This is a genomic window from Novosphingobium hassiacum, assembly GCF_014196055.1.
Classification (GTDB): domain Bacteria; phylum Pseudomonadota; class Alphaproteobacteria; order Sphingomonadales; family Sphingomonadaceae; genus Novosphingobium; species Novosphingobium hassiacum.
Window position 1 is genome coordinate 92,583 of the sequence record NZ_JACICY010000003.1, and the last position, 17,668, is coordinate 110,250.

The 17,668-nt window shown below is 63.8% G+C and carries 18 protein-coding genes; 6 read left to right on the forward strand and 12 right to left on the reverse strand.

The window, feature by feature from the left end:
- Positions 1-75 precede the first annotated feature (75 nt).
- Entirely contained in the window at positions 76-936 is an 861-nt protein-coding gene (ypfJ, locus tag GGQ88_RS07695; protein ID WP_183612574.1) for a KPN_02809 family neutral zinc metallopeptidase, read from the forward strand.
- Positions 937-996: 60 nt separating this feature from the next.
- Positions 997-1,668: a hypothetical protein gene (locus tag GGQ88_RS07700; RefSeq protein ID WP_183612575.1), complete on the forward strand. Its 672-nt coding sequence runs from the start codon at positions 997-999 to the stop codon at positions 1,666-1,668.
- Positions 1,669-1,671: 3 nt separating this feature from the next.
- Here the strand turns inward: GGQ88_RS07700 and GGQ88_RS07705 are convergent, their stop codons facing one another.
- The 5 genes from GGQ88_RS07705 to sdhC all read right to left on the reverse strand — a co-directional run bounded on the left by GGQ88_RS07705 (position 1,672) and on the right by sdhC (position 6,941).
- Positions 1,672-2,352 carry a hypothetical protein gene (locus tag GGQ88_RS07705; protein WP_183612576.1) on the reverse strand — a complete coding sequence of 227 codons (681 nt, stop codon included), beginning with the start codon at positions 2,350-2,352 and terminating at the stop codon, positions 1,672-1,674.
- 152 nt (positions 2,353-2,504) lie between these two features.
- Positions 2,505-4,094 carry a hypothetical protein gene (locus GGQ88_RS07710; protein ID WP_183612577.1) on the reverse strand — a complete coding sequence of 530 codons (1,590 nt, stop codon included), beginning with the start codon at positions 4,092-4,094 and terminating at the stop codon, positions 2,505-2,507.
- A gap of 173 nt (positions 4,095-4,267) precedes the next feature.
- Complete coding sequence (gene sdhA / locus GGQ88_RS07715; protein WP_183612578.1) at positions 4,268-6,088, reverse strand: succinate dehydrogenase flavoprotein subunit; 1,821 nt, start codon at positions 6,086-6,088, stop codon at positions 4,268-4,270.
- 3 nt (positions 6,089-6,091) lie between these two features.
- Positions 6,092-6,475 (reverse strand): succinate dehydrogenase, hydrophobic membrane anchor protein, encoded by a 384-nt coding sequence (gene sdhD, locus GGQ88_RS07720; protein WP_183612579.1) that lies wholly within the window; start codon positions 6,473-6,475, stop codon positions 6,092-6,094.
- 40 nt (positions 6,476-6,515) lie between these two features.
- Entirely contained in the window at positions 6,516-6,941 is a 426-nt protein-coding gene (gene sdhC / locus GGQ88_RS07725; protein WP_183612580.1) for a succinate dehydrogenase, cytochrome b556 subunit, read from the reverse strand.
- A gap of 155 nt (positions 6,942-7,096) precedes the next feature.
- Between sdhC and bla the strand changes: the two genes are divergently transcribed.
- A complete protein-coding gene (gene bla / locus GGQ88_RS07730) occupies positions 7,097-7,987 on the forward strand; it encodes a subclass B3 metallo-beta-lactamase (protein ID WP_183612581.1) in 891 nt (296 codons plus the stop codon).
- Positions 7,984-8,886, forward strand: a complete 903-nt coding sequence (locus GGQ88_RS07735) for a 50S ribosomal protein L11 methyltransferase (protein WP_183612582.1) — start codon at positions 7,984-7,986, stop codon at positions 8,884-8,886. The genes bla and GGQ88_RS07735 overlap by 4 nt, the downstream gene beginning before the upstream one ends.
- On the opposite strand, the gene GGQ88_RS07740 is transcribed toward GGQ88_RS07735, so the two are convergent.
- The 5 genes from GGQ88_RS07740 to recN form a co-directional block, all read right to left on the reverse strand.
- Positions 8,867-9,373 (reverse strand): CinA family protein, encoded by a 507-nt coding sequence (locus GGQ88_RS07740; RefSeq protein WP_221214572.1) that lies wholly within the window; start codon positions 9,371-9,373, stop codon positions 8,867-8,869. The two genes, GGQ88_RS07735 and GGQ88_RS07740, sit on opposite strands and share 20 nt — an antisense overlap.
- Positions 9,374-9,375: 2 nt before the next feature.
- Entirely contained in the window at positions 9,376-11,517 is a 2,142-nt protein-coding gene (ligA, locus tag GGQ88_RS07745; RefSeq protein WP_183612903.1) for an NAD-dependent DNA ligase LigA, read from the reverse strand.
- 32 nt (positions 11,518-11,549) lie between these two features.
- Positions 11,550-11,942: an endonuclease domain-containing protein gene (locus tag GGQ88_RS07750; RefSeq protein WP_183612583.1), complete on the reverse strand. Its 393-nt coding sequence runs from the start codon at positions 11,940-11,942 to the stop codon at positions 11,550-11,552.
- A gap of 134 nt (positions 11,943-12,076) precedes the next feature.
- Positions 12,077-12,445, reverse strand: a complete 369-nt coding sequence (locus tag GGQ88_RS07755) for a putative quinol monooxygenase (RefSeq protein WP_183612584.1) — start codon at positions 12,443-12,445, stop codon at positions 12,077-12,079.
- Complete coding sequence (gene recN, locus GGQ88_RS07760; RefSeq protein ID WP_183612904.1) at positions 12,442-14,106, reverse strand: DNA repair protein RecN; 1,665 nt, start codon at positions 14,104-14,106, stop codon at positions 12,442-12,444. Before recN ends, GGQ88_RS07755 begins: the two co-directional genes overlap by 4 nt.
- 218 nt (positions 14,107-14,324) lie before the next feature.
- Here recN and GGQ88_RS07765 point away from each other — a divergent pair, with 218 nt between their 5' ends.
- Positions 14,325-15,152 (forward strand): UDP-2,3-diacylglucosamine diphosphatase, encoded by an 828-nt coding sequence (locus GGQ88_RS07765; RefSeq protein WP_246385724.1) that lies wholly within the window; start codon positions 14,325-14,327, stop codon positions 15,150-15,152.
- Positions 15,149-16,213, forward strand: a complete 1,065-nt coding sequence (locus tag GGQ88_RS07770; protein WP_183612586.1) for a glycosyltransferase family 4 protein — start codon at positions 15,149-15,151, stop codon at positions 16,211-16,213. The genes GGQ88_RS07765 and GGQ88_RS07770 overlap by 4 nt, the downstream gene beginning before the upstream one ends.
- 47 nt (positions 16,214-16,260) lie before the next feature.
- On the opposite strand, the gene GGQ88_RS07775 is transcribed toward GGQ88_RS07770, so the two are convergent.
- Positions 16,261-17,079 (reverse strand): outer membrane protein assembly factor BamD, encoded by an 819-nt coding sequence (locus GGQ88_RS07775; RefSeq protein ID WP_183612587.1) that lies wholly within the window; start codon positions 17,077-17,079, stop codon positions 16,261-16,263.
- A 52-nt stretch (positions 17,080-17,131) separates the two neighbouring features.
- Positions 17,132-17,566 (reverse strand): RrF2 family transcriptional regulator, encoded by a 435-nt coding sequence (locus tag GGQ88_RS07780; protein WP_183612588.1) that lies wholly within the window; start codon positions 17,564-17,566, stop codon positions 17,132-17,134.
- Positions 17,567-17,668: the final 102 nt, after the last annotated feature.

The window sequence follows — 17,668 nt, forward strand, 5'->3', positions numbered from 1 at the left end:
TGGATACCATCTTCAATCAGGCATCGCGGTCCGCATCGCGCTTGTCCAGTAGCCAAAACAAAAAGGGGCAGGCCCATGCGTCTCGACGATTTCGACAACTCCATCAATGTCGAGGACCAGCGCGGTGGCGGCGGGCGCTTCCCCATGGGCGGTGGCGGCAAGATCGGTTGCGGCTCGATCGTCATCGCGCTGATCGCTGCGGTGGTTTTCGGGGTGGACCCGGCGCAGATGCTCGGCTCGCTCCAGCAGGGCCAAAGCAGCGCGCCGGTCGAGCAGCAGGGCGGAACGTCGCTTGAAGAAAGCTGCGCGGTGAACGAATTCAGCCGCGAAAGCTGCAACGCGATGTCATCGCTCAACAAGACCTGGGGGCCGCTGTTCCAACAAGCCAACATCAAATTCCAACCGCCCAAACTGGTGTTCTATTCGCAGGCGGGGCAATCGGGCTGCGGTGCGGCACAAAGTGCGATGGGGCCGTTCTATTGCCCCAGTGATTCAGGTATTTACATCGACACCGACTTTTACAACGAGATGGACAAGCAGATGGGTGCGGGCGGCGATTTTGCGCGCGTCTACGTGATGGCGCATGAATACGGGCACCATATCCAGAACGTGCTCGGCACCTCGACGGAGGTCCGACAATTGCAACAGCGCAGCCCCAGTCAGGCAAACCAACTCTCTGTAAAGCTTGAGCTTCAGGCCGATTGCTACGCGGGCGTCTGGGCAGGCCGAAACCGCGACCGGATCGAAGCGGGTGACATCGAAGAAGGCATGCGCGCGGCGCACCAGATCGGTGACGATACCCTGATGAAGGCTGCAGGTCGTCGTCCGGTAGAGGACGCTTTCACCCACGGTAGCGCCGCGCAAAGAATGCAATGGTTGCGCAAGGGCTTGGAGACCGCCGACGAGGATCAGTGCGACACGTTCAAGGAAGTTTAAGTCGTCTCTTGGAACCGAAACCGATTGCAGTGCTTGTCTCAACAAAATGGGGACAGACTTATGCATATCACCAAGGCTCTTCGGTTCGCACTATTGCCTTGCGCTTGCGCCATCGCCGGACCTGCCATCGCGCAGACGGCGGTGTCGCAAGAGCGTGTCACTGCGGGCGACGTTGCAACGACGCCGCTCAGCGATCTCAACATCAAGAAAGACGAGGTTCCAGCATTGCTGGTCTCGGCACGCGACAAACCGTACGATGTCAGCGGCTTGAAGCGTTGTCCTGCGATCGCAAGCGAGATCGGCAAGCTTGACGCGGTTCTCGGCGATGACATCGATATTGCCCGGGACGACGACAAGGGTGGCCCCAAAGTCGGCAACATGGCCAAGTCGCTGGTCAGCTCGCTGATTCCGTTCGGCGGCGTCATCCGCGAAATCAGCGGCGCCAATGCGCAGCAGCGCAAATGGAACGAAGCGATCTATGCCGGCTCGGTCCGTCGCGCATTTCTGAAGGGCGTGGGCGAGCAGCGCGGCTGCAAGTACCCGGCGCGTAGTGCGACGGCCAAGGATTCCGCTACGCTGTGGGCCGCCCGCGATGCCGCAGAGGCTTCCGAAAAAGCCAAGGATGACAACGACAAATCCAAGGATGGCGACAAGAAGAAGGTCGCTGCCAAGGATGCCAAGGGCAAGCCGGTCAAGTTCGAATCAAAGACCGTCGTCCAGCCTACCAACTGAGCGTCAGCTGCTCAGGCGCGCGATCTCTGCGTCGAGATCCTTGAGAATCTGTCCGCGGATGGAGTCTGACAGGCTCTTGTCGCTGGCAATCTCGTCGCGCGCCTGACGCACGCCCTTAAGCGCTTCGGCCATGGCGTGCTGCTCCAGTCCTTCGGGCGCGCCGCATATCCGCACTCGGACTCGCGTGAGCTTTCCGCCGTCTTCTGCTGAAGTATCAACGTCGGAAACCGGGTTCTTGCCCTTGCAATGCTCGCTTTCCTCGGTGACCACATCGGTCACGTCCTCGCCATTGTCGTTCATCACAACGACCCGCTGCTTCATGATCCGGCGGTGAAAGCCGTCGGCAACGGGTGGCACCGGACGCACCGGTGGGACACGTGATTCAGCGTCTACGATGCGCCGTTCGACTTCATCATCAGACAATGGCCGATCGGTCTGGAACACGAAAGTCTTGCCGTCGCGCGTAATCGTGCGGACGTAGTCAGTGCCAGCGCCCTGTTCATTCTTCTCGACGATAACCACCCGATGCTCTGCATTGCGTGAGGCGGGAGGCGACGGCGGTGAGGGAGGCGCGGGTGGCGCCGGAACAGCCTGCGGCGCGACGCTGGCATAGGCAAGGGTCGCGGTCGTGACCCAAACGGCGGCAAAGGTCAGTGCCGCACGGCGCTCAAAGATTGTTTTCATCGCTAACTCCCAGATCCGTCAGAACCTATCCGCCTCGGCAGAAGGTTACGCCTGAAACTGCCATCGGGGATCGCACCAACAAAAGCCCAATCGTCGAACAACTGACTCGGCGGGCACGAACGGCGGTCACGTCCGTGCCCATGCAGCCCTGTTCAGAGTGCCAGAGCCTTTTCCTTGCCCTTCGTCTCCTTGCCTTCCTCTTCATCCTCACCGACGGGCTGGGTGAACTCGTTGACGTGACCGATCTTCAGTTCCTCGGCTTTGGCCAGCAGCGCTGCCTGATCCTTGCCGCCATCGATATCGGCTACGAGCTTGGCAAACGGGTTCTTGCCCGCCTTGTGAGCATCATAGGCAACGGGGGCAAGAATGGATCGTGCGAGGGGAATGCGACCCAACCGGATCGCTTCGATGCCCATGCGCGCGCGAACCCCCGGGTCCGCAGGAGCGAGGGCGAAGGCGCTTGCGAGCCCGTCGATAGCCCCTTGCGGTGCGGTGCCGTTGGCGGCGACGAAGCTGTCGTAATAAAGCACCAGCGGCAGGGCGTGGCCGGGATCCAGCTTGTTAGCCTGCAGGAAATAGCGCCGCGCAGTTGCCCACTGGTTGCGGTCTTTGCTGGCGACAGCGCGCGTGGCGGCGATGCGTCCCTTGTAGACGATTGCCATCAGATTTGCGGGCTCCACCGCCAAGGCGCGGTCGGCGGCGGCATCCGCACGATCAAGCTCCTGTGCGTCGAACTCCATCTCGGCGAGGCCGCGCTGGACTGCCGCATCGTTTGCATAGCGAGCGGCTACAGGCCGGGCCTTCTGGACGAGAGCCAGCGCCTTCTTGCGGTCAACGCCATTGGCTGAGACCACGCGATACGGCAGGAACTCTGCCTCACCGGCTGACAGCTTTTCGATTGCTACCTTGGAGGTGTTGCCGAGCTTGTCGGCTTCGATCAGGTAGCTACGGAACTTCTTGGAACGCAAGTATGCTTCGAGTTCGCTATCGAGCTTTTTAAGGTCGCCGAATGCGGCGCGGCCAGCTTCGAGCCCGCTCTTGCCTTGATCGACCAGCGTCGCGAATTTCGCATACTGACCCGGCCGCTTTCCGCTGACGAGAAGATAGTGCAGCGTCACCCACCCCCGGGAATACAGTTCGATGCGCTCCTGCCCCTTTGGCGGATTGCTGTCGCTGTCCAGCATACGCTCAACCGTCCAGCGGGAATTGCCGAGCATGGCAAAAGCACGCGATGCGTTTTCCTCACCGATCACGACGCTGCCATCTGGGCGCAGGTTGGCCGTGGCGAAAAGCTCCGCCAACCCTTCGCTGACCCATCCGGGATAGACTTCGGTCGACCCGGACAGCAGGATGTGGTGGGCGTATTCGTGAAACAGGACGATTTCGGGCGTCCAGCCCGGTCGCTCATACGGCAGGCGTTCCGGCACGAAACCGATCGCGCCCTGTGCATCACCGCGATAGAAACCGCCGATGTTGGCATCTCCTGCGAGCTTCTGCAGTTCGCTGAGGCTTGGCATCATGTAGATCGTGCCGACGCCTTCGTGTTCGACCTTGAACAGGGTCCGCAACGCAGCATGATAACGCTCAAGGCGTTCAACCCGCTTTTTCAAGGCAGCTTCGGGCATGTCGGCCATTACGATGAAATGCGGTGACTTTGCCCGCAGCCATTCGGCGTGCGCTGGTTGCGATAGCGCCAGCAACGAAGCTGCACCGATCAGGCCGTTACGTAGAATCTTAAGCATTTTTGCCCCTGTCGACATCCTATCAGCGGATGGTAGCCGATGACCGCGGGCGTTCCAGTATCATTTGCAACAAGTCCACGAGCAAATCGAACTTTGTCGGCACTGTGTCAAAACGACAACAGCGCGCGTCCATGGGGACGCGCGCTGTTGCACTCAATCGGGAATTACGAGGGTCAGTACACGCGCTTTTTGGGCTTGATGTACTCGACATCGTCGGTGAGCGTGTATTCGTGGACCGGGCGGTAGTCGATCTTGACCTCGCCGCCCTTGCCGCCCCAGCCATTGAACCACGTCGCGGTGTGCTTCATCCACTCGGCATCGTTGCGATCGGGGAAATCCTCGTGCGCGTGGGCGCCGCGGCTTTCCTTGCGGTTGTAGGCCGAGTGCATCGTGACCGAAGCCTGGCTGATCAAGTTGTCGAGTTCGAGCGTTTCCACCAGATCCGAGTTCCAGATCAGCGAGCGGTCGGACACGTTGATGTCCTGCATGCGCTCGTACGTGGCTGCCAGCTTGACCTTGCCTTCGGCCATCAGTTCGTCGGTGCGGAACACTGCTGCATGGGCCGACATCGTGCGCTGCATTTCGGTGCGCACTTCGGCGGTGGGCGAGCCGCCCTTGGCGTTGCGGAAGTGATCGAGACGGCCGAGCGCCATGTCGGCGCTGTCCTTGGGCAGCGCGTTGTGCGCGGTGCCCGGCTTGATCAGTTCCTTGAGCCGCAGGCCGGTGGCGCGACCGAACACGACGAGATCGATCAGCGAGTTAGACCCGAGGCGGTTTGCACCATGGACCGAAACGCAGGCCGCTTCGCCGACTGCGAACAGGCCGGGAATGATCGTCTCTGGATTGCCGTCCGCGCCGATCGTCACGACTTCACCGTGATAATTGCACGGAATTCCGCCCATGTTGTAGTGGACGGTGGGAACCACAGGCAGCGGCTGACGGGTCAGATCGACGCCGGCAAAGATCTTGCCGCTCTCGGTGATGCCCGGCAGGCGTTCAGCCAGCACCTTCTGATCGATGTGATCGAGGTGCAGGAAGATGTGGTCCTTGTGCGGACCCACGCCGCGACCTTCGCGGATTTCCAGCGCCATCGACCGCGACACGACGTCGCGCGAGGCGAGGTCTTTGGCCGACGGGGCGTAGCGTTCCATGAAACGCTCGCCCTCGGAGTTGGTCAGGTAACCGCCCTCACCGCGCGCGCCTTCGGTGATCAGCACGCCCGCGCCATAGATGCCGGTCGGGTGGAACTGGACGAACTCCATGTCCTGCAGCGGGAGTCCTGCGCGCAGCACCATGCCGCCGCCGTCACCGGTGCAGGTATGGGCAGAGGTCGCGGTGAAATACGAGCGACCGTAGCCGCCGGTTGCCAGCACGACAGCGTGGCTGCGGAAGCGGTGGATCGAGCCATCGTCCATGCACAGCGCGATCACGCCCCGGCACTGGCCGTTCTCCATGATCAGGTCGATCGCGAAGTATTCGATGAAGAAGTCCGCATCGTACTTCAGGCTCTGCTGATAGAGCGCATGGAGCATGGCGTGGCCGGTACGGTCGGCAGCGGCACAGGTGCGCTGGACCGGAGGCCCCTCACCCATGTTCTGCATGTGGCCGCCGAACGGGCGCTGGTAGATCGTGCCTTCGGCGTTGCGGCTGAACGGAACGCCTGCGTGTTCCAGTTCGTAGACCGCTGCTGGTGCTTCGCGCACCATATATTCGATCGCGTCCTGATCGCCCAGCCAGTCCGATCCCTTGACGGTATCGTACATGTGCCAGGTCCAGTGATCCGGGCTGTTGTTGCCAAGGCTGGCCGCGATGCCGCCCTGTGCGGCGACGGTGTGGCTGCGCGTTGGGAAGACCTTGGTGATGCAGGCGGTGCGCAGGCCAGCTTGTGCCGAGCCCATCGTGGCGCGCAGGCCCGATCCGCCCGCCCCTACGACGACGGTGTCATAAGTGTGGTCGATGATCTTGTATGCCGGAGCGGCGGAACTGGAAGCCATGACTTACGCGCCCCCCAAGGCGATGCGAAGAACCGAAAGGATGCCGAAAGCAGCAGCGACGAACGGCACGATGTTGACCAGCAGCCATGCAGCGACCTTGCCACCTTCGCCGTGGATATAATCTTCGAGCATCACCTGAACGCCCATACGGGCATGGGTGAAGGTGTTGATCATGATCAGGATCAGCGCGATCGACGGCAGCGGCCGCGCGACCCAGCCCCGCACCGTGGCGTAAGTGTAGTCCGGCAGCAGCGCGAGGCTGACGATCAGGAAGGTGATCAGGACGAGGTTGCCGACAGCAGTGAGCCGCGCGGTCAGCCAGTGATGGGTGCCTTCGTGACTGGAGCCCAGACCGCGGACGCGTCCGATTGAGGTGCCGTTACCCATGGGTGTGTGCCTCTTTAATTTGCCAAATCCCGCCGGCGCATCAGCGCAGCAGCAGGAAGGCCCAGAACAGGACGGTGGCGATCACCGAGAAGACGATCGTGGCGATGGACCACGTCTTATTGGCGGTGAGCTCGTAACCCGCGCCGATATCGAGGATCAGGTGGCGCACGCCGGAGGCCGCGTGCTGGAAGAACGCCCAGCTGAGGCCCACCAGCACGACCTTGCCAAGCAGTGCGGTCGCCGTCTGCAGGCCGCCACCTGCGCCCGTCCACGTGTAATCGAGGAAGCTCTGGTAACTTTCGGGACCGCTGGCCAGCGCACCGATCCACCACAGCAGCAGGCCGAGGCCTGCAAAGGCCAGACCGTTGCCAGTGACGCGATGCAGGATCGAGACCAGCATGCCCGGACCCCAGCGCCAGATCTGAAGATGCGGCGATAGTGGCCGTGGTTTGGGCGCCTGCGCCATCGTGTAACCCCCTAGAAGTCAGCAAGGGGCCGCAGCAAAGCCACGGCCGGGATGCGATTCGGTATTAGTCGAAATGATCGACCGTGCAAGCGCGAGCGGGATGTTATTAAGGACAGCCCGTTGCGCCTGCGTTCGCGCGCTTCTAGACAACGCAGATGTCCATTCGTCTACCCCTGTTTTTCGCCACTGCGTTCATCGCGTCCGGTTCCGCCCTCCCCGCCCTTGCCGCTCCTGATGCCGCCGACCCCGCTGCGGGTCGCCGGTTCGTCGAACAGTGCAAGGGCAAGGAGAGCTTCGACGACCCTGCCCCGCCGGTCCATATATATGGCAATGTCTGGTATGTCGGCACATGCAACGTGACCGTTCTGCTGCTGACTTCGCCCAAGGGGCATGTGCTGGTGGATGCAGCAACCGAGGGCGCCGTGCCACAGGTACTGGCGAACATTCGTACTGCAGGCTTCAATCCGAAGGACGTGCGCTGGATCGTATCGAGCCACGAACATTTCGATCACGTCGGCGGGCTGGCCGCACTGAAGCGCGCGACCGGGGCGAAAGTCGTGGCGCGGGCCGAGGCTGTTCGGGTCTTGCGATCGGGCAAGGTCAATCCCGCCGATCCGCAATTTCAGGAAATCCATGGCTCTGCGCCGGTTCGCCCCGACAAGGTCATGAAGGACGGACAGGTACTCGTCGCCGGGCCGCTGCGCCTGACGATGATCGCCACGCCGGGCCACACCGAGGGCTCGACCAGCTGGACGTGGCAGAGCTGCGAGGGCGCGGACTGCCGCAAGTTCACCTATCTCGACAGCCTGACCGCACTGCCGCTGGGCACGTACCGCTTCGCCGACCATCCCGAGCGGGTGGCGATGTTCCGCAAGACGTTCGACATGGTCGACAAGATGGACTGCGGCGTCGTGCTGACGCCGCATCCTTCGGCCAGCGCGATGGCTGAGCGGATGTCGGGGGCCGAGCCTTTGTACGAGGACGAGGATTGCCGGGTGATCGTCAAGTCAGCGCGCGCGCGTCTCGATACGGCGCTGCTGCCATGAGCTGGAAGATCACCGCATTCGCGCCGCGCGATCTGGTTCAGGCCGCGCTCGTCGCGCACGAGGATGCGTGGGACTGGGACCATGACATCGTTATCGCGGGAAGCGAGATCGCCGAGGACAAGCCCGACGACTGGCAGCTTGAAGCGTGGATGGATCGCAAGCCGCGCAAGGCCGACCGCAATGCGATCGCGCGGCTGTTTCCCGGCAGCACCCCGACGCTGCACATCGAGGAACTGGCCGACGAGGATTGGGTGACGCTGAGCCAACAGGGCGTCGAGCCCATCCGCGAGGGCGTGTTCCATGTGCATACGCCCGAGCATCTGGCCTTGCGCGAACCGGGCGTACGCGATTTCGTGATTCCCGCAAGCCAGGCGTTCGGGACCGGGCAGCACGCGACGACAGCGGGCTGCCTTGCGATGCTGAGCCACATGAAGCGGCAGGGCGTGCGGGTGCGCAACCTTGCCGACATCGGCACCGGAACCGGATTGCTGGCGTTTGCGGGGTTGCATCTGTGGCCTGCCGCGCGGGCAATCGCGAGCGACATCGACGGGGTGTGCGGGCCGGTGGTGCTCGAGAACGCGGCGGCGAATGGGGTTGCCATCGGTGGCGGTCCGGGGCGGCTGACGATGGTGATCGCGGCGGGGATGGAGCATCCCTTGCTGGAGGCGGCCGGGCCTTATGATCTGCTGATCGCGAACATTCTGGCGGGGCCGCTGGTCGAACTCGCGCCCGATTTTGCGTCAGCCGTGGTGCCGGGCGGCAGCGTGCTGCTGGCAGGATTGCTTGAGACGCAGGAGCCAACGGTACGGGCGGCCTATCGGCGTGCCGGACTGCGGTTGGCGGGCCGGATCGTGCGAGGGGACTGGTCGATCCTGTGGCTTAGGCGTCGGCGGGCGTAACCAGCGTTTCGGTGAGCAGGGTCAGCGCGGCGGCGGTGAACGCCTGCATATTGGCAAGGCGATCGTCGCTGTGGGTTTCGATCAACCGCGAGGCCGAAACGCCGTTCGGTCCGACGACCGCGATTGCGCTGGTGCCCGAGCCGATACCGAGCGGGTGGGCTCTTCCGCCGGATGCTCCGGTTTCGGCAATGCCCCAATCGGCGCCGTAGCGTTTGCGGATCAGGTCGGCCTGCGCGAGGGCATAGGCTTCAGTCGCCGATGTGTACTGGCGCAGCGAGCCGGGTTCGTGACCGAGCACGATGCGGCGGCCCTTGACGGTATAGATAATTCCGCCACCGAGGTAGAACGCCGACGCTCCGGGCATGGCGAGCAGGCTTGCCGAGATCAGACCGCCGGTGGAGCCATCGACCACTGCGATCGTCTGCCCGCGGTCCTTTAGAGCGGTTCCAGCGCGGGCGGCGATGGCGGCGAGGTCTTCGAGCATCATGCTTATCCTGCAGTGCGGACGATTTCGGCCCAGGCGGCCTCGTCGATGACGTCTATGCCGAGGGCGGCTGCCTGCTTGAGCTTCGAGCCTGCGCCCGGACCTGCGACAACGAGGCCGGTCTTGGCCGAGACCGAGCCTGCAGCGCGTGCGCCCAAGGCTTCGGCCTGCGCTTTGGCTTCGTCGCGGCTCATCGTTTCGAGCTTGCCGGTGAACACGACGATCTTACCCGCGACCGCGCTGGCGCGGGTCTCGACGATGTAGGGCGGCGGAGCGACTTCGCTGAGCAGGTCTTCCCACGCGGTAACATTGTGCGGTTCGTGGAAGAAATCGGCGAGCGCTTCGACGACGACCGGGCCTACGCCGTCGATTGAGAGGAGGTCTGCTCTCGCCTCGCTACCTGCTCCGTCCGTGGCTTCGCTCCTAACTCCGTTCGTGTCGAGCGAAGGCGAGACACCATAGCCCGGCGTCTCGACTTCGCTCGACGTGAACGGAACTTGGGTGTGAGGCGGGCAGGAATGCGCGGCTTCTGCCGCCTCTCGCAACGCCGGCAGCGTGACGAAGCGTTTCATCAGGTCGCGCGCCGTCACTGCGCCGACGTGGCGGATGCCGAGGCCGAACAGGAGGCGGGCGGCGTCGGGTTGGCGCTTGGCTTCGATCGCGGCGAGCAGATTGTCGACCGACTTGTCCTTCCAGCCTTCGCGCCCAACGATGTCGGAACGACGATTGCGCAGGCGGAAGATGTCGGCAGGGCTTGCCAGCCAGCCAAGCTGGTAGAATTCGATGATCGACTTCTCGCCCAGCCCCTCGATGTCGAGCGCACCGCGGCTGACGAAGTGCTTGAGCCGTTCGACGCGTTGTGCAGGGCAGATCAACCCGGCGGTGCAGCGGACATCGACCTCGCCTTCTTCCGCGACGGCCTCGGACTGGCATTCCGGGCAGTGGTCGGGGAAATGGTAGGGCTCGCGGGTTTCTTCACGCGTGAGATTCGAGACGACCTGCGGGATGACGTCACCCGCGCGCTGGAGGACAATGCGGTCACCGATGCGCAGTCCGAGGCGGCCAATCTCGTCGCGGTTGTGGAGCGTCACGTTGGTAACCGTCACGCCGCCGACGAGCACCGGCTTGAGACGGCCGACCGGGGTCAGTTTACCCGTGCGGCCGACCTGGATGTCGATCGCTTCGAGCGTGGTTTCGGCCTGTTCGGCAGGAAACTTGTGCGCGAGGCCCCAGCGTGGGGCTTTGGCGACGAAGCCGAGCCGCGCCTGCCAGTCGAGCCGATCGACCTTATAGACGACGCCATCAATATCATAAGGCAGATCAGCACGTTGCTGGCCGATCTTGCGATAGTGTTCGAGCATGGCATCCGCTGTGGTGCAGCGGACGAGCAGTGGGGAGACGGGCACGCCCCAGCCTGCAATTTTGTGCATCATCTCGAACTGGGTCTGTGCCGGAACCTCGCTGGCAGCACCCCAGCCATGGGCGAGGAAGCGCAAGGGGCGGCTCGCGGTGACGGTCGCGTCTTTCTGGCGTAGCGAACCGGCGGCGGCGTTGCGAGGGGTTGCGAAGAGGCGGTCGCCCTTGGCCTCCTGCGCTGCGTTGAGGGCGAGGAAATCTGATTTGGCCATGTAGACCTCGCCGCGGATTTCAAAAACGGCGGGAATGTCGAACAGGCCCTCGCCCTTCAATTCCTGCGGAATGTCCGAGATGTAGGCGACATTGGCGGTCACGTCCTCGCCCACTTGCCCGTCACCGCGCGTAGCGGCGCGGACGAGCTTGCCGTTTTCATAGCGCAGCGAACAAGACAGGCCGTCGATCTTGTCCTCGGCAGTCATCGCGACTTCAGCGTCATCAGGCAGCGCGAGAAAGCGGCGCACGCGGGCCGCAAACTCGGCAATTTCCTCGTCCGAAAACGCGTTGTCGAGGCTCATCATCCGCACCTCGTGCGCGACCTTGCCCAAGGGCGAGGCAGCGACCTCGTGGCCGACTTGCGCGCTGGGGCTGTCGGGCCGGATCAGGTGTGGGAATTCTGCCTCAAGCTCGGCATTGCGGCGAACGAGCGCATCGTAGTCGGCGTCGGTGATCTCCGGCGCATCTTCGGCGTGGTACAGGCGGTTAGCGCGCGCAATCTGCTTCGCGAGCCGCATCAATTCGTTGGCGGCTTCGGCTTCGGTGATCTTCAACTCCCCCTCCTCTTCAGAGGAGGGGGTTGGGGGGTGGTGGTGCCAGCCCGCGCCCAACGATCCGCCTGCGCCTGCAACGCAAGCAGCAAGGCTGTTTGCACGCCCTCCAGATTGGTCATGATTTCGTGATTGGTGAAGCGGACTGTGTGAAAACCTGTGCGTCTTTCGAGGCTTGCGTCCCTGATTTGGTCGCGCTCACGGTCGTGGGTTTCGCCATCAATTTCGACGATCAGGCCCTTTGCGGGGCAGAAGAAGTCGGCGATGCGGTGCTCTATAACCGTTTGGCGGCGGAATTTGTGTCCGCCCAGTCGGCTGTCGCGCAGAGCCATCCACATGCGACGTTCCGGCTCTGTCGGCTCGCGGCGCATATTTTTGGCACGGGTGAGCATGGTTTGGCGACGAGAAATCCGAGCGTTGCTTTGTGGGACAACACCACCCCCAACCCCCTCCTCTAAAGAAGAGGGGGCTCTAAGTGACTGCTCCCCCTCCTCTTCAGAGGAGGGGGTTGGGGGGTGGTGATTGTTCAACGCTCAACCTCAGCCCTTGCCCCGAACCCGGCGATGATCGGGCGGGCCTTGCGGATGGCTTCCTGGACTTGTGGCAGGCCCAAACTGGCCTTGTGCGAGGCTTCGTCTTTCCAGACTTCGGTGATCCAGATGGAGTTTTCGTCCGCCTTGTCGCGCCAGACGTCGTAGGCGAGGTTGCCGGGCATCTGGGCGCTACCTTCAGAGAGATAGCCGATCAGTTCGTCGCGCTTGCCGGGGGCTGACAGCATCTGGCCGATGATGGCGTAGACCTGGTTGGGGTCGATTTCTTCCATGGCGAAACCTTTGCGGGTGAGCAGCAACGTCGCGGCGGCGCTGCCGATGAAGGTGCGGCGCTGTAGTATCATGCCTGTTCCAGCAGACGATCGGCTTGCGCGCGGGCTTCGGCGGTGACTTCGGAGCCCGAGAGCATGCGCGCGATTTCCTCCTTGCGCGATGGTACGTCGAGCAACGCGACCGAGGTGCGCGTGACGGTGCCGTGCGAGGATTTGGCGATCATGTAGTGGCGGTCACCCCGTGCGGCGACTTGCGGGCTGTGGGTGACGGCGAGGAGCTGACCGTTGCTGGCGAGACGCGCGAGGCGTTCGCCGATGGCGCTGGCGACTGCGCCGCCGACGCCGCGGTCGATCTCGTCGAAGATGATCGTGGCCGCCCCGCCCTCCTCGGCCAGAGCGACCTTGAGCGCGAGAATGAAGCGCGAGAGTTCGCCGCCCGAGGCGATCTTGCCGAGCGGCGCGAATTCGGCGCCCGGGTTGGTCGAAATGAGGAATTCGACCGCGTCGATACCGCCTGCACCCCAGCGATCTTCGGGCAGACGCAGGACGGCGGTGTGGAACTTGGCCGAATCGAGTTTGAGCGGGGCTAGTTCGGCGGCCACGGCCTTGTCGAGGCGCCGCGCGGCTTCGGCGCGGGTGACCGAGAGCGTCTCGGCCTTGGCCTGATAATCGAGCGCGGCGTCACGCGCGGTGCGTTCGAGCGCGCCGATCTGGGCTTCGCCGCCTTCGATGGCGTCGAGCGCGGCGCGCATGTCGTGCATCTTGTGCGGGAGATCGTCGACGCTGCAGTTGTGCTTGCGGGCGGCGGCGCGCAGTTCGAACAGGCGGGTTTCGATGCGGTCGAGCATGGCCGGATCGTGCGCGAGCAGTTCGGCGGCGCGGGCCAGCTTGTCCTCGGCCTCGCCCGCCTCGATCACCGCGCGGTCGAGTGCTTCCAAGGCTTCGGCGAGCATCGGGTGCTCGGTGGCGATGCGATCGAGGCGGCGAGCAGCGCTACGCAAAGTGGCGAGCGCGGAGTCGGAGCCTTCCCACAGGCGCTGGAGTTCGACGAGATCGCCCGAAAGCCGTTCGCCTTTCTGCATGTCGGCGCGCTGTCCGGCGAGGTCGTCTTCCTCGCCGTGGACGGGTTCGAGGGCGGTCAATTCGGTCAGGTGGGCGAGCAGCAGGTCCTGATCGGCCGAGGCCTTGGCCACCGCGGCGCGGGCGGTGGCAAGCGCGTCCTCGGCTTTGCGCCAACGCTGCCAAGCCTGCTCAACGCCGGCCACGTCCGCCCCAGCGTAGCGATCAAGCAGGGCGCGGTGGCCGCGTGCGTTGACGAGGCCGCGATCGTCGTGCTGGCCGTGGAGTTCGACGAGGCTGCGCGCGAGCTCGCGTAGCAGTGCGACGCCGACTGGCTGGTCGTTGATGAACGCCTTCGACCCGCCATCGGCCTTGAGGCGCCGCTTGACGATCAGCGCCTCGCCCGGCTCGACATCGATTTCGGCATCGGACAGCGCGGTGCGGATGGGGACGGGCAGGGAATCGAATTCGAACGTGGCGGTGACGCTGGCCTGATCCTCACCCCCGCGCACCAGGCCGCTGTCGGCGCGATCGCCTAGCACCAAGCCCAGCGCATCGAGCAGGATCGACTTGCCCGCGCCGGTTTCACCGGTCAGCACCCCGAGGCCGCCGGAGAACGCGAGGTCCAGCGCTTCGATGAGCACGACGTTGCGGATCGACAGGCTGGTCAGCATCACCCGATTCTCTAGCGGCTTGCGGGCGGCTCGTCACCTGCTGTTCACCACTTGTTTCAGCGGCGTGACAGGGTGCCATAAGCGCGCAACGCAAATCCGCCATTCGGGCATCCTCTGGAACAAGGATGCGCTTCATGGCTTTTCGCGCGAAATCGGACGGGAAGGTCCCGTTCAAGTCCTCACAGGACCTGTTTGCTTCGATCCCGTCATGGCTGGATATGCCTGAGCCACGCGGCTTCCGGCCCAAACGCAAAGTGCGCACAGTGTGGATTTCCGACGTCCATCTGGGCACGCGCGGCTGCAATGCGGCGCTGCTGCTCGACTTCCTCGCCTCGATCGAATGCGAAACGCTCTATCTGGTCGGCGACATCGTCGACGGGTGGCGGCTGCGCAAAGGCTGGTACTGGCCCGACGAGCACAACGAAGTGGTCCGCCGCGTGCTCAAGATGGCGCACCGGGGGACTCGGGTGGTGCTGATCGCGGGCAATCATGATGAGATGCTGCGGCCCTACGCCGGGATGGAGTTCGGCGGGGTCGAACTGGCGCTCGAGGCGATCCACACAACGGCCGATGGGCGGCGGTTGCTGGTGACGCATGGCGACGGGTTCGATGGCGTCGTGCTTTACGCCCGGTGGTTGGCGTTTGCCGGCGACAAGGCCTATTCGCTGCTGCTGCGCGCGAACGGATGGTTCAATGTCGCGAGGCGGATGATGAAGCTGCCTTACTGGTCGCTGTCGGCCTTCCTTAAAAAGAAGGTCAAGAACGCAGTGCAGTTCGTCTGTGATTACGAGGAAGCGGTGGCTCACGCGGCCCGCGACATGGGCGTGGATGGGGTGGTCTGCGGGCACATCCATTGCGCCGAAATCCGCCAGATCGGCGACGTGACCTATTACAACGACGGCGACTGGGTCGAAAGCTGCACGGCGTTGATCGAGGAGCGCGACGGTTCGATGGCGATCCTTGATTGGGCCGAGGAAACGCGCCGTGCAGCGGCAGTCAAGGCGCGGCTTGCGCCGATCCCGGTGCTTGAGGAGGAACCGGCATGAGAATCGCGATTTGCACCGACGCCTGGGCTCCACAAGTCAACGGCGTAGTACGGACGCTGGCCGCGACAGTCGAGCGGCTGCTGGCGCGCGGGCATGAGGTCGAGCTTGTCACGCCGGAGCAGTTCATGACGATGCCGCTGCCGGGCTACGGCGAGATTCGCCTGGCCATGGCGCCACGCTTCGGGACGCGACGTACGCTCGGCGACTTCGCGCCTGACATCGTGCACATTGCTACCGAAGGCCCGATCGGTTGGTCTGCGCGTGGATGGTGCAAGGCCAGTGGCGTGCCCTTCACGAGCGCGTTCCACACGCGTTTTCCCGAGTACGCGGCGGCCCGGACAGGGCTGAAGCCTGAGCACTTCTGGCCGGTGATGCGCCGGTTCCACAAGAGCAGCCGCGCGGTGCTGGTTTCGACGCCGACGCTGGCGGACGAGCTGGCGCGTCAGGGCATCGCGCACACCCGGCTATGGACGCGCGGCATCGATCGCGAGCTGTTCAGACCGGGTCATGCACCCCTGCCCCAGATGGCGGTGCTGCCGGGACCGGTGCTGCTCAACGTGGGTCGGGTTGCGGTGGAGAAGAATCTGGCCGCTTTCCTCGATGCCGACGTGCCGGGATCGAAAGTCGTGGTCGGTGACGGTCCGGATCTGGTGCGGCTAAAGGCGCGCTATCCGCAAGTGCGGTTCCTGGGTGCATTGCATGGCGAGGAGTTGGCGCGCGCCTATTGTTCGGCCGACGTGATGGTGTTTCCAAGCCGCACTGACACGTTCGGGCTGGTGATGATCGAGGCGCTGGCTTGCGGCGTGCCGGTGGCGGCCTATCCCGTGCCGGGTCCGATCGATGTGATCGGCGCGAAGGGCCGTGGCGCTGGCGACGACTTGCCGATGCGGATCGGGGCGCTGGACGAGGATCTGGCTATCGCGATCCAAAAGGCGCTTATCTGCGACCGGCTCGGCGCGGCGGTTCATGGGGCGTCATACAACTGGGACCGGGCGACCGATCAGTTTCTGACAGCAGTGGGCGAAGCTGTATTGCCTGAGCGGACTTACGAAGCGGCCTGATCCGGGTTCAGTGAAGTTAGCGTCCGGGCGGCGATACCGCCCGGGCGTCAGCTCGCCTGCGTGCCCGGTGCGTACTTGTTCATCAGGTCGAACGAACGCTCGTACCACTTGCTGCCGGGATAATTGGCCCCGAGGACGGCTGCGGTCTTCTGCGCTTCGACCGGGATGCCGAGCGTGAGGTAGCTTTCGACCAGGCGGTAGAGCGCTTCGGGCGCGTGACTGGTGGACTGGTACTTTTCAGCCACGGTGCGGAAGCGCATCGAGGCGGCGAGCCATTTGCCGCTGCGCTGATACATCCGGCCGATCTCCATCTCCTTGCCCGCAAGGTGATCGTTGATCAGGTCGGTCTTGAGGCGCGCGTCAGCGGCGTAATCGGTGCTGGGGTAGCGGCGGACCAGTTCGTTCATCGCGGTCAGCGCCTGCTGGGTGATCTTCTGGTCGCGCGTGACGTCGCTGATCTGTTCGTAGTAGCACAGCGCGATCAGATAATAGGCGTAAGGTGCGTCCTTGTTGCCCGGATGGATCGACAGGAAGCGCTGCGCCGACTGGACCGACTTCGAATAATCGCGTGCGGCGTAGTAGCTGAACGCGCTCATCAACTGGGCGCGGCGGGCCCATGGCGAGTAAGGATGCTGGCGTTCGACTTCGTCGAACAGAGCCGCTGCCTGCTTGGAATCGCCGCGATCGAGGCGATCCTTGGCGGCGGTGTAGAGCGTGTCGACATCGCGCGCGACGTAAGCAACGTCCTTCTTGCCCTTGCTCCCGGAACAGCCTGCGGTCAGGCCCATAGCGACGGTCGCGGCCGCAAGCACGGCGAGGCGAATGGGGCGGCGCGTGCCGGAAGGCACAGAAGCGGAGAGGGTCATGCCGACCCTATAGCCAGCCGGTTGCTGAACGCCAAGTGAAGGTTGTGCGCTTTTACGCTTCGACAAATGGTGCCTCTACGGCGATCGGATCGGCGAGCGTGATCCGGTCGAGAATCGCGGCTGTATCGTCGCGCAATTGGAGCATCAGGCCACGCAGGCGGCATTCGACTTCGGGCAGGCAATTGTTGCAGTGTTCGTGTGCGTTGCGGCTGGCGCAGGGGACCAGTGCGAGGCTGCCGCGCGTGAGGCGGATGATGTCGCCGTAGCGGATATCGACCGGTGGCAGCGCAAGTTCATAGCCGCCGTCGCGGCCACGGTGCGAGATGACGATGCCTTCGCGCGCCATTTCTGAGAGGATCACAGTGAGGAACTTGCGCGGAATGTTCTGCGCCTCGGCAATGGCATCGAGGCGAACCGAACCCTGGCCCCAGGTGTCGGCAAGGTGCTGCAGGGCACGTATCGTATAGCGCGTCTTCTGCGAGAGCATAAGCGTAGAAAAGGGTGGTTGGCGCAGAATGTCAACCCAGGTGGTAGAATTAGCTGTTCAGAGCTGGGACGGCACCGCCCCACCGCCCCGCTCTGAAGAAGG

Bases quoted from the DNA above. Each gene is read 5' to 3' on its own strand.
- ypfJ (WP_183612574.1), top strand. From the start codon at position 76: ATGCGTCTCGACGATTTCGACAACTCCATCAATGTCGAGGACCAGCGC.
- GGQ88_RS07700 (WP_183612575.1), top strand. From the start codon at position 997: ATGCATATCACCAAGGCTCTTCGGTTCGCACTATTGCCTTGCGCTTGC.
- GGQ88_RS07705 (WP_183612576.1), bottom strand. From the start codon at position 2,352: ATGAAAACAATCTTTGAGCGCCGTGCGGCACTGACCTTTGCCGCCGTT.
- GGQ88_RS07710 (WP_183612577.1), bottom strand. From the start codon at position 4,094: ATGCTTAAGATTCTACGTAACGGCCTGATCGGTGCAGCTTCGTTGCTG.
- sdhA (WP_183612578.1), bottom strand. From the start codon at position 6,088: ATGGCTTCCAGTTCCGCCGCTCCGGCATACAAGATCATCGACCACACT.
- sdhD (WP_183612579.1), bottom strand. From the start codon at position 6,475: ATGGGTAACGGCACCTCAATCGGACGCGTCCGCGGTCTGGGCTCCAGT.
- sdhC (WP_183612580.1), bottom strand. From the start codon at position 6,941: ATGGCGCAGGCGCCCAAACCACGGCCACTATCGCCGCATCTTCAGATC.
- bla (WP_183612581.1), top strand. From the start codon at position 7,097: ATGTCCATTCGTCTACCCCTGTTTTTCGCCACTGCGTTCATCGCGTCC.
- GGQ88_RS07735 (WP_183612582.1), top strand. From the start codon at position 7,984: ATGAGCTGGAAGATCACCGCATTCGCGCCGCGCGATCTGGTTCAGGCC.
- GGQ88_RS07740 (WP_221214572.1), bottom strand. From the start codon at position 9,373: ATGATGCTCGAAGACCTCGCCGCCATCGCCGCCCGCGCTGGAACCGCT.
- ligA (WP_183612903.1), bottom strand. From the start codon at position 11,517: ATGCGGCTCGCGAAGCAGATTGCGCGCGCTAACCGCCTGTACCACGCC.
- GGQ88_RS07750 (WP_183612583.1), bottom strand. From the start codon at position 11,942: ATGCTCACCCGTGCCAAAAATATGCGCCGCGAGCCGACAGAGCCGGAA.
- GGQ88_RS07755 (WP_183612584.1), bottom strand. From the start codon at position 12,445: ATGATACTACAGCGCCGCACCTTCATCGGCAGCGCCGCCGCGACGTTG.
- recN (WP_183612904.1), bottom strand. From the start codon at position 14,106: ATGCTGACCAGCCTGTCGATCCGCAACGTCGTGCTCATCGAAGCGCTG.
- GGQ88_RS07765 (WP_246385724.1), top strand. From the start codon at position 14,325: ATGCCTGAGCCACGCGGCTTCCGGCCCAAACGCAAAGTGCGCACAGTG.
- GGQ88_RS07770 (WP_183612586.1), top strand. From the start codon at position 15,149: ATGAGAATCGCGATTTGCACCGACGCCTGGGCTCCACAAGTCAACGGC.
- GGQ88_RS07775 (WP_183612587.1), bottom strand. From the start codon at position 17,079: ATGACCCTCTCCGCTTCTGTGCCTTCCGGCACGCGCCGCCCCATTCGC.
- GGQ88_RS07780 (WP_183612588.1), bottom strand. From the start codon at position 17,566: ATGCTCTCGCAGAAGACGCGCTATACGATACGTGCCCTGCAGCACCTT.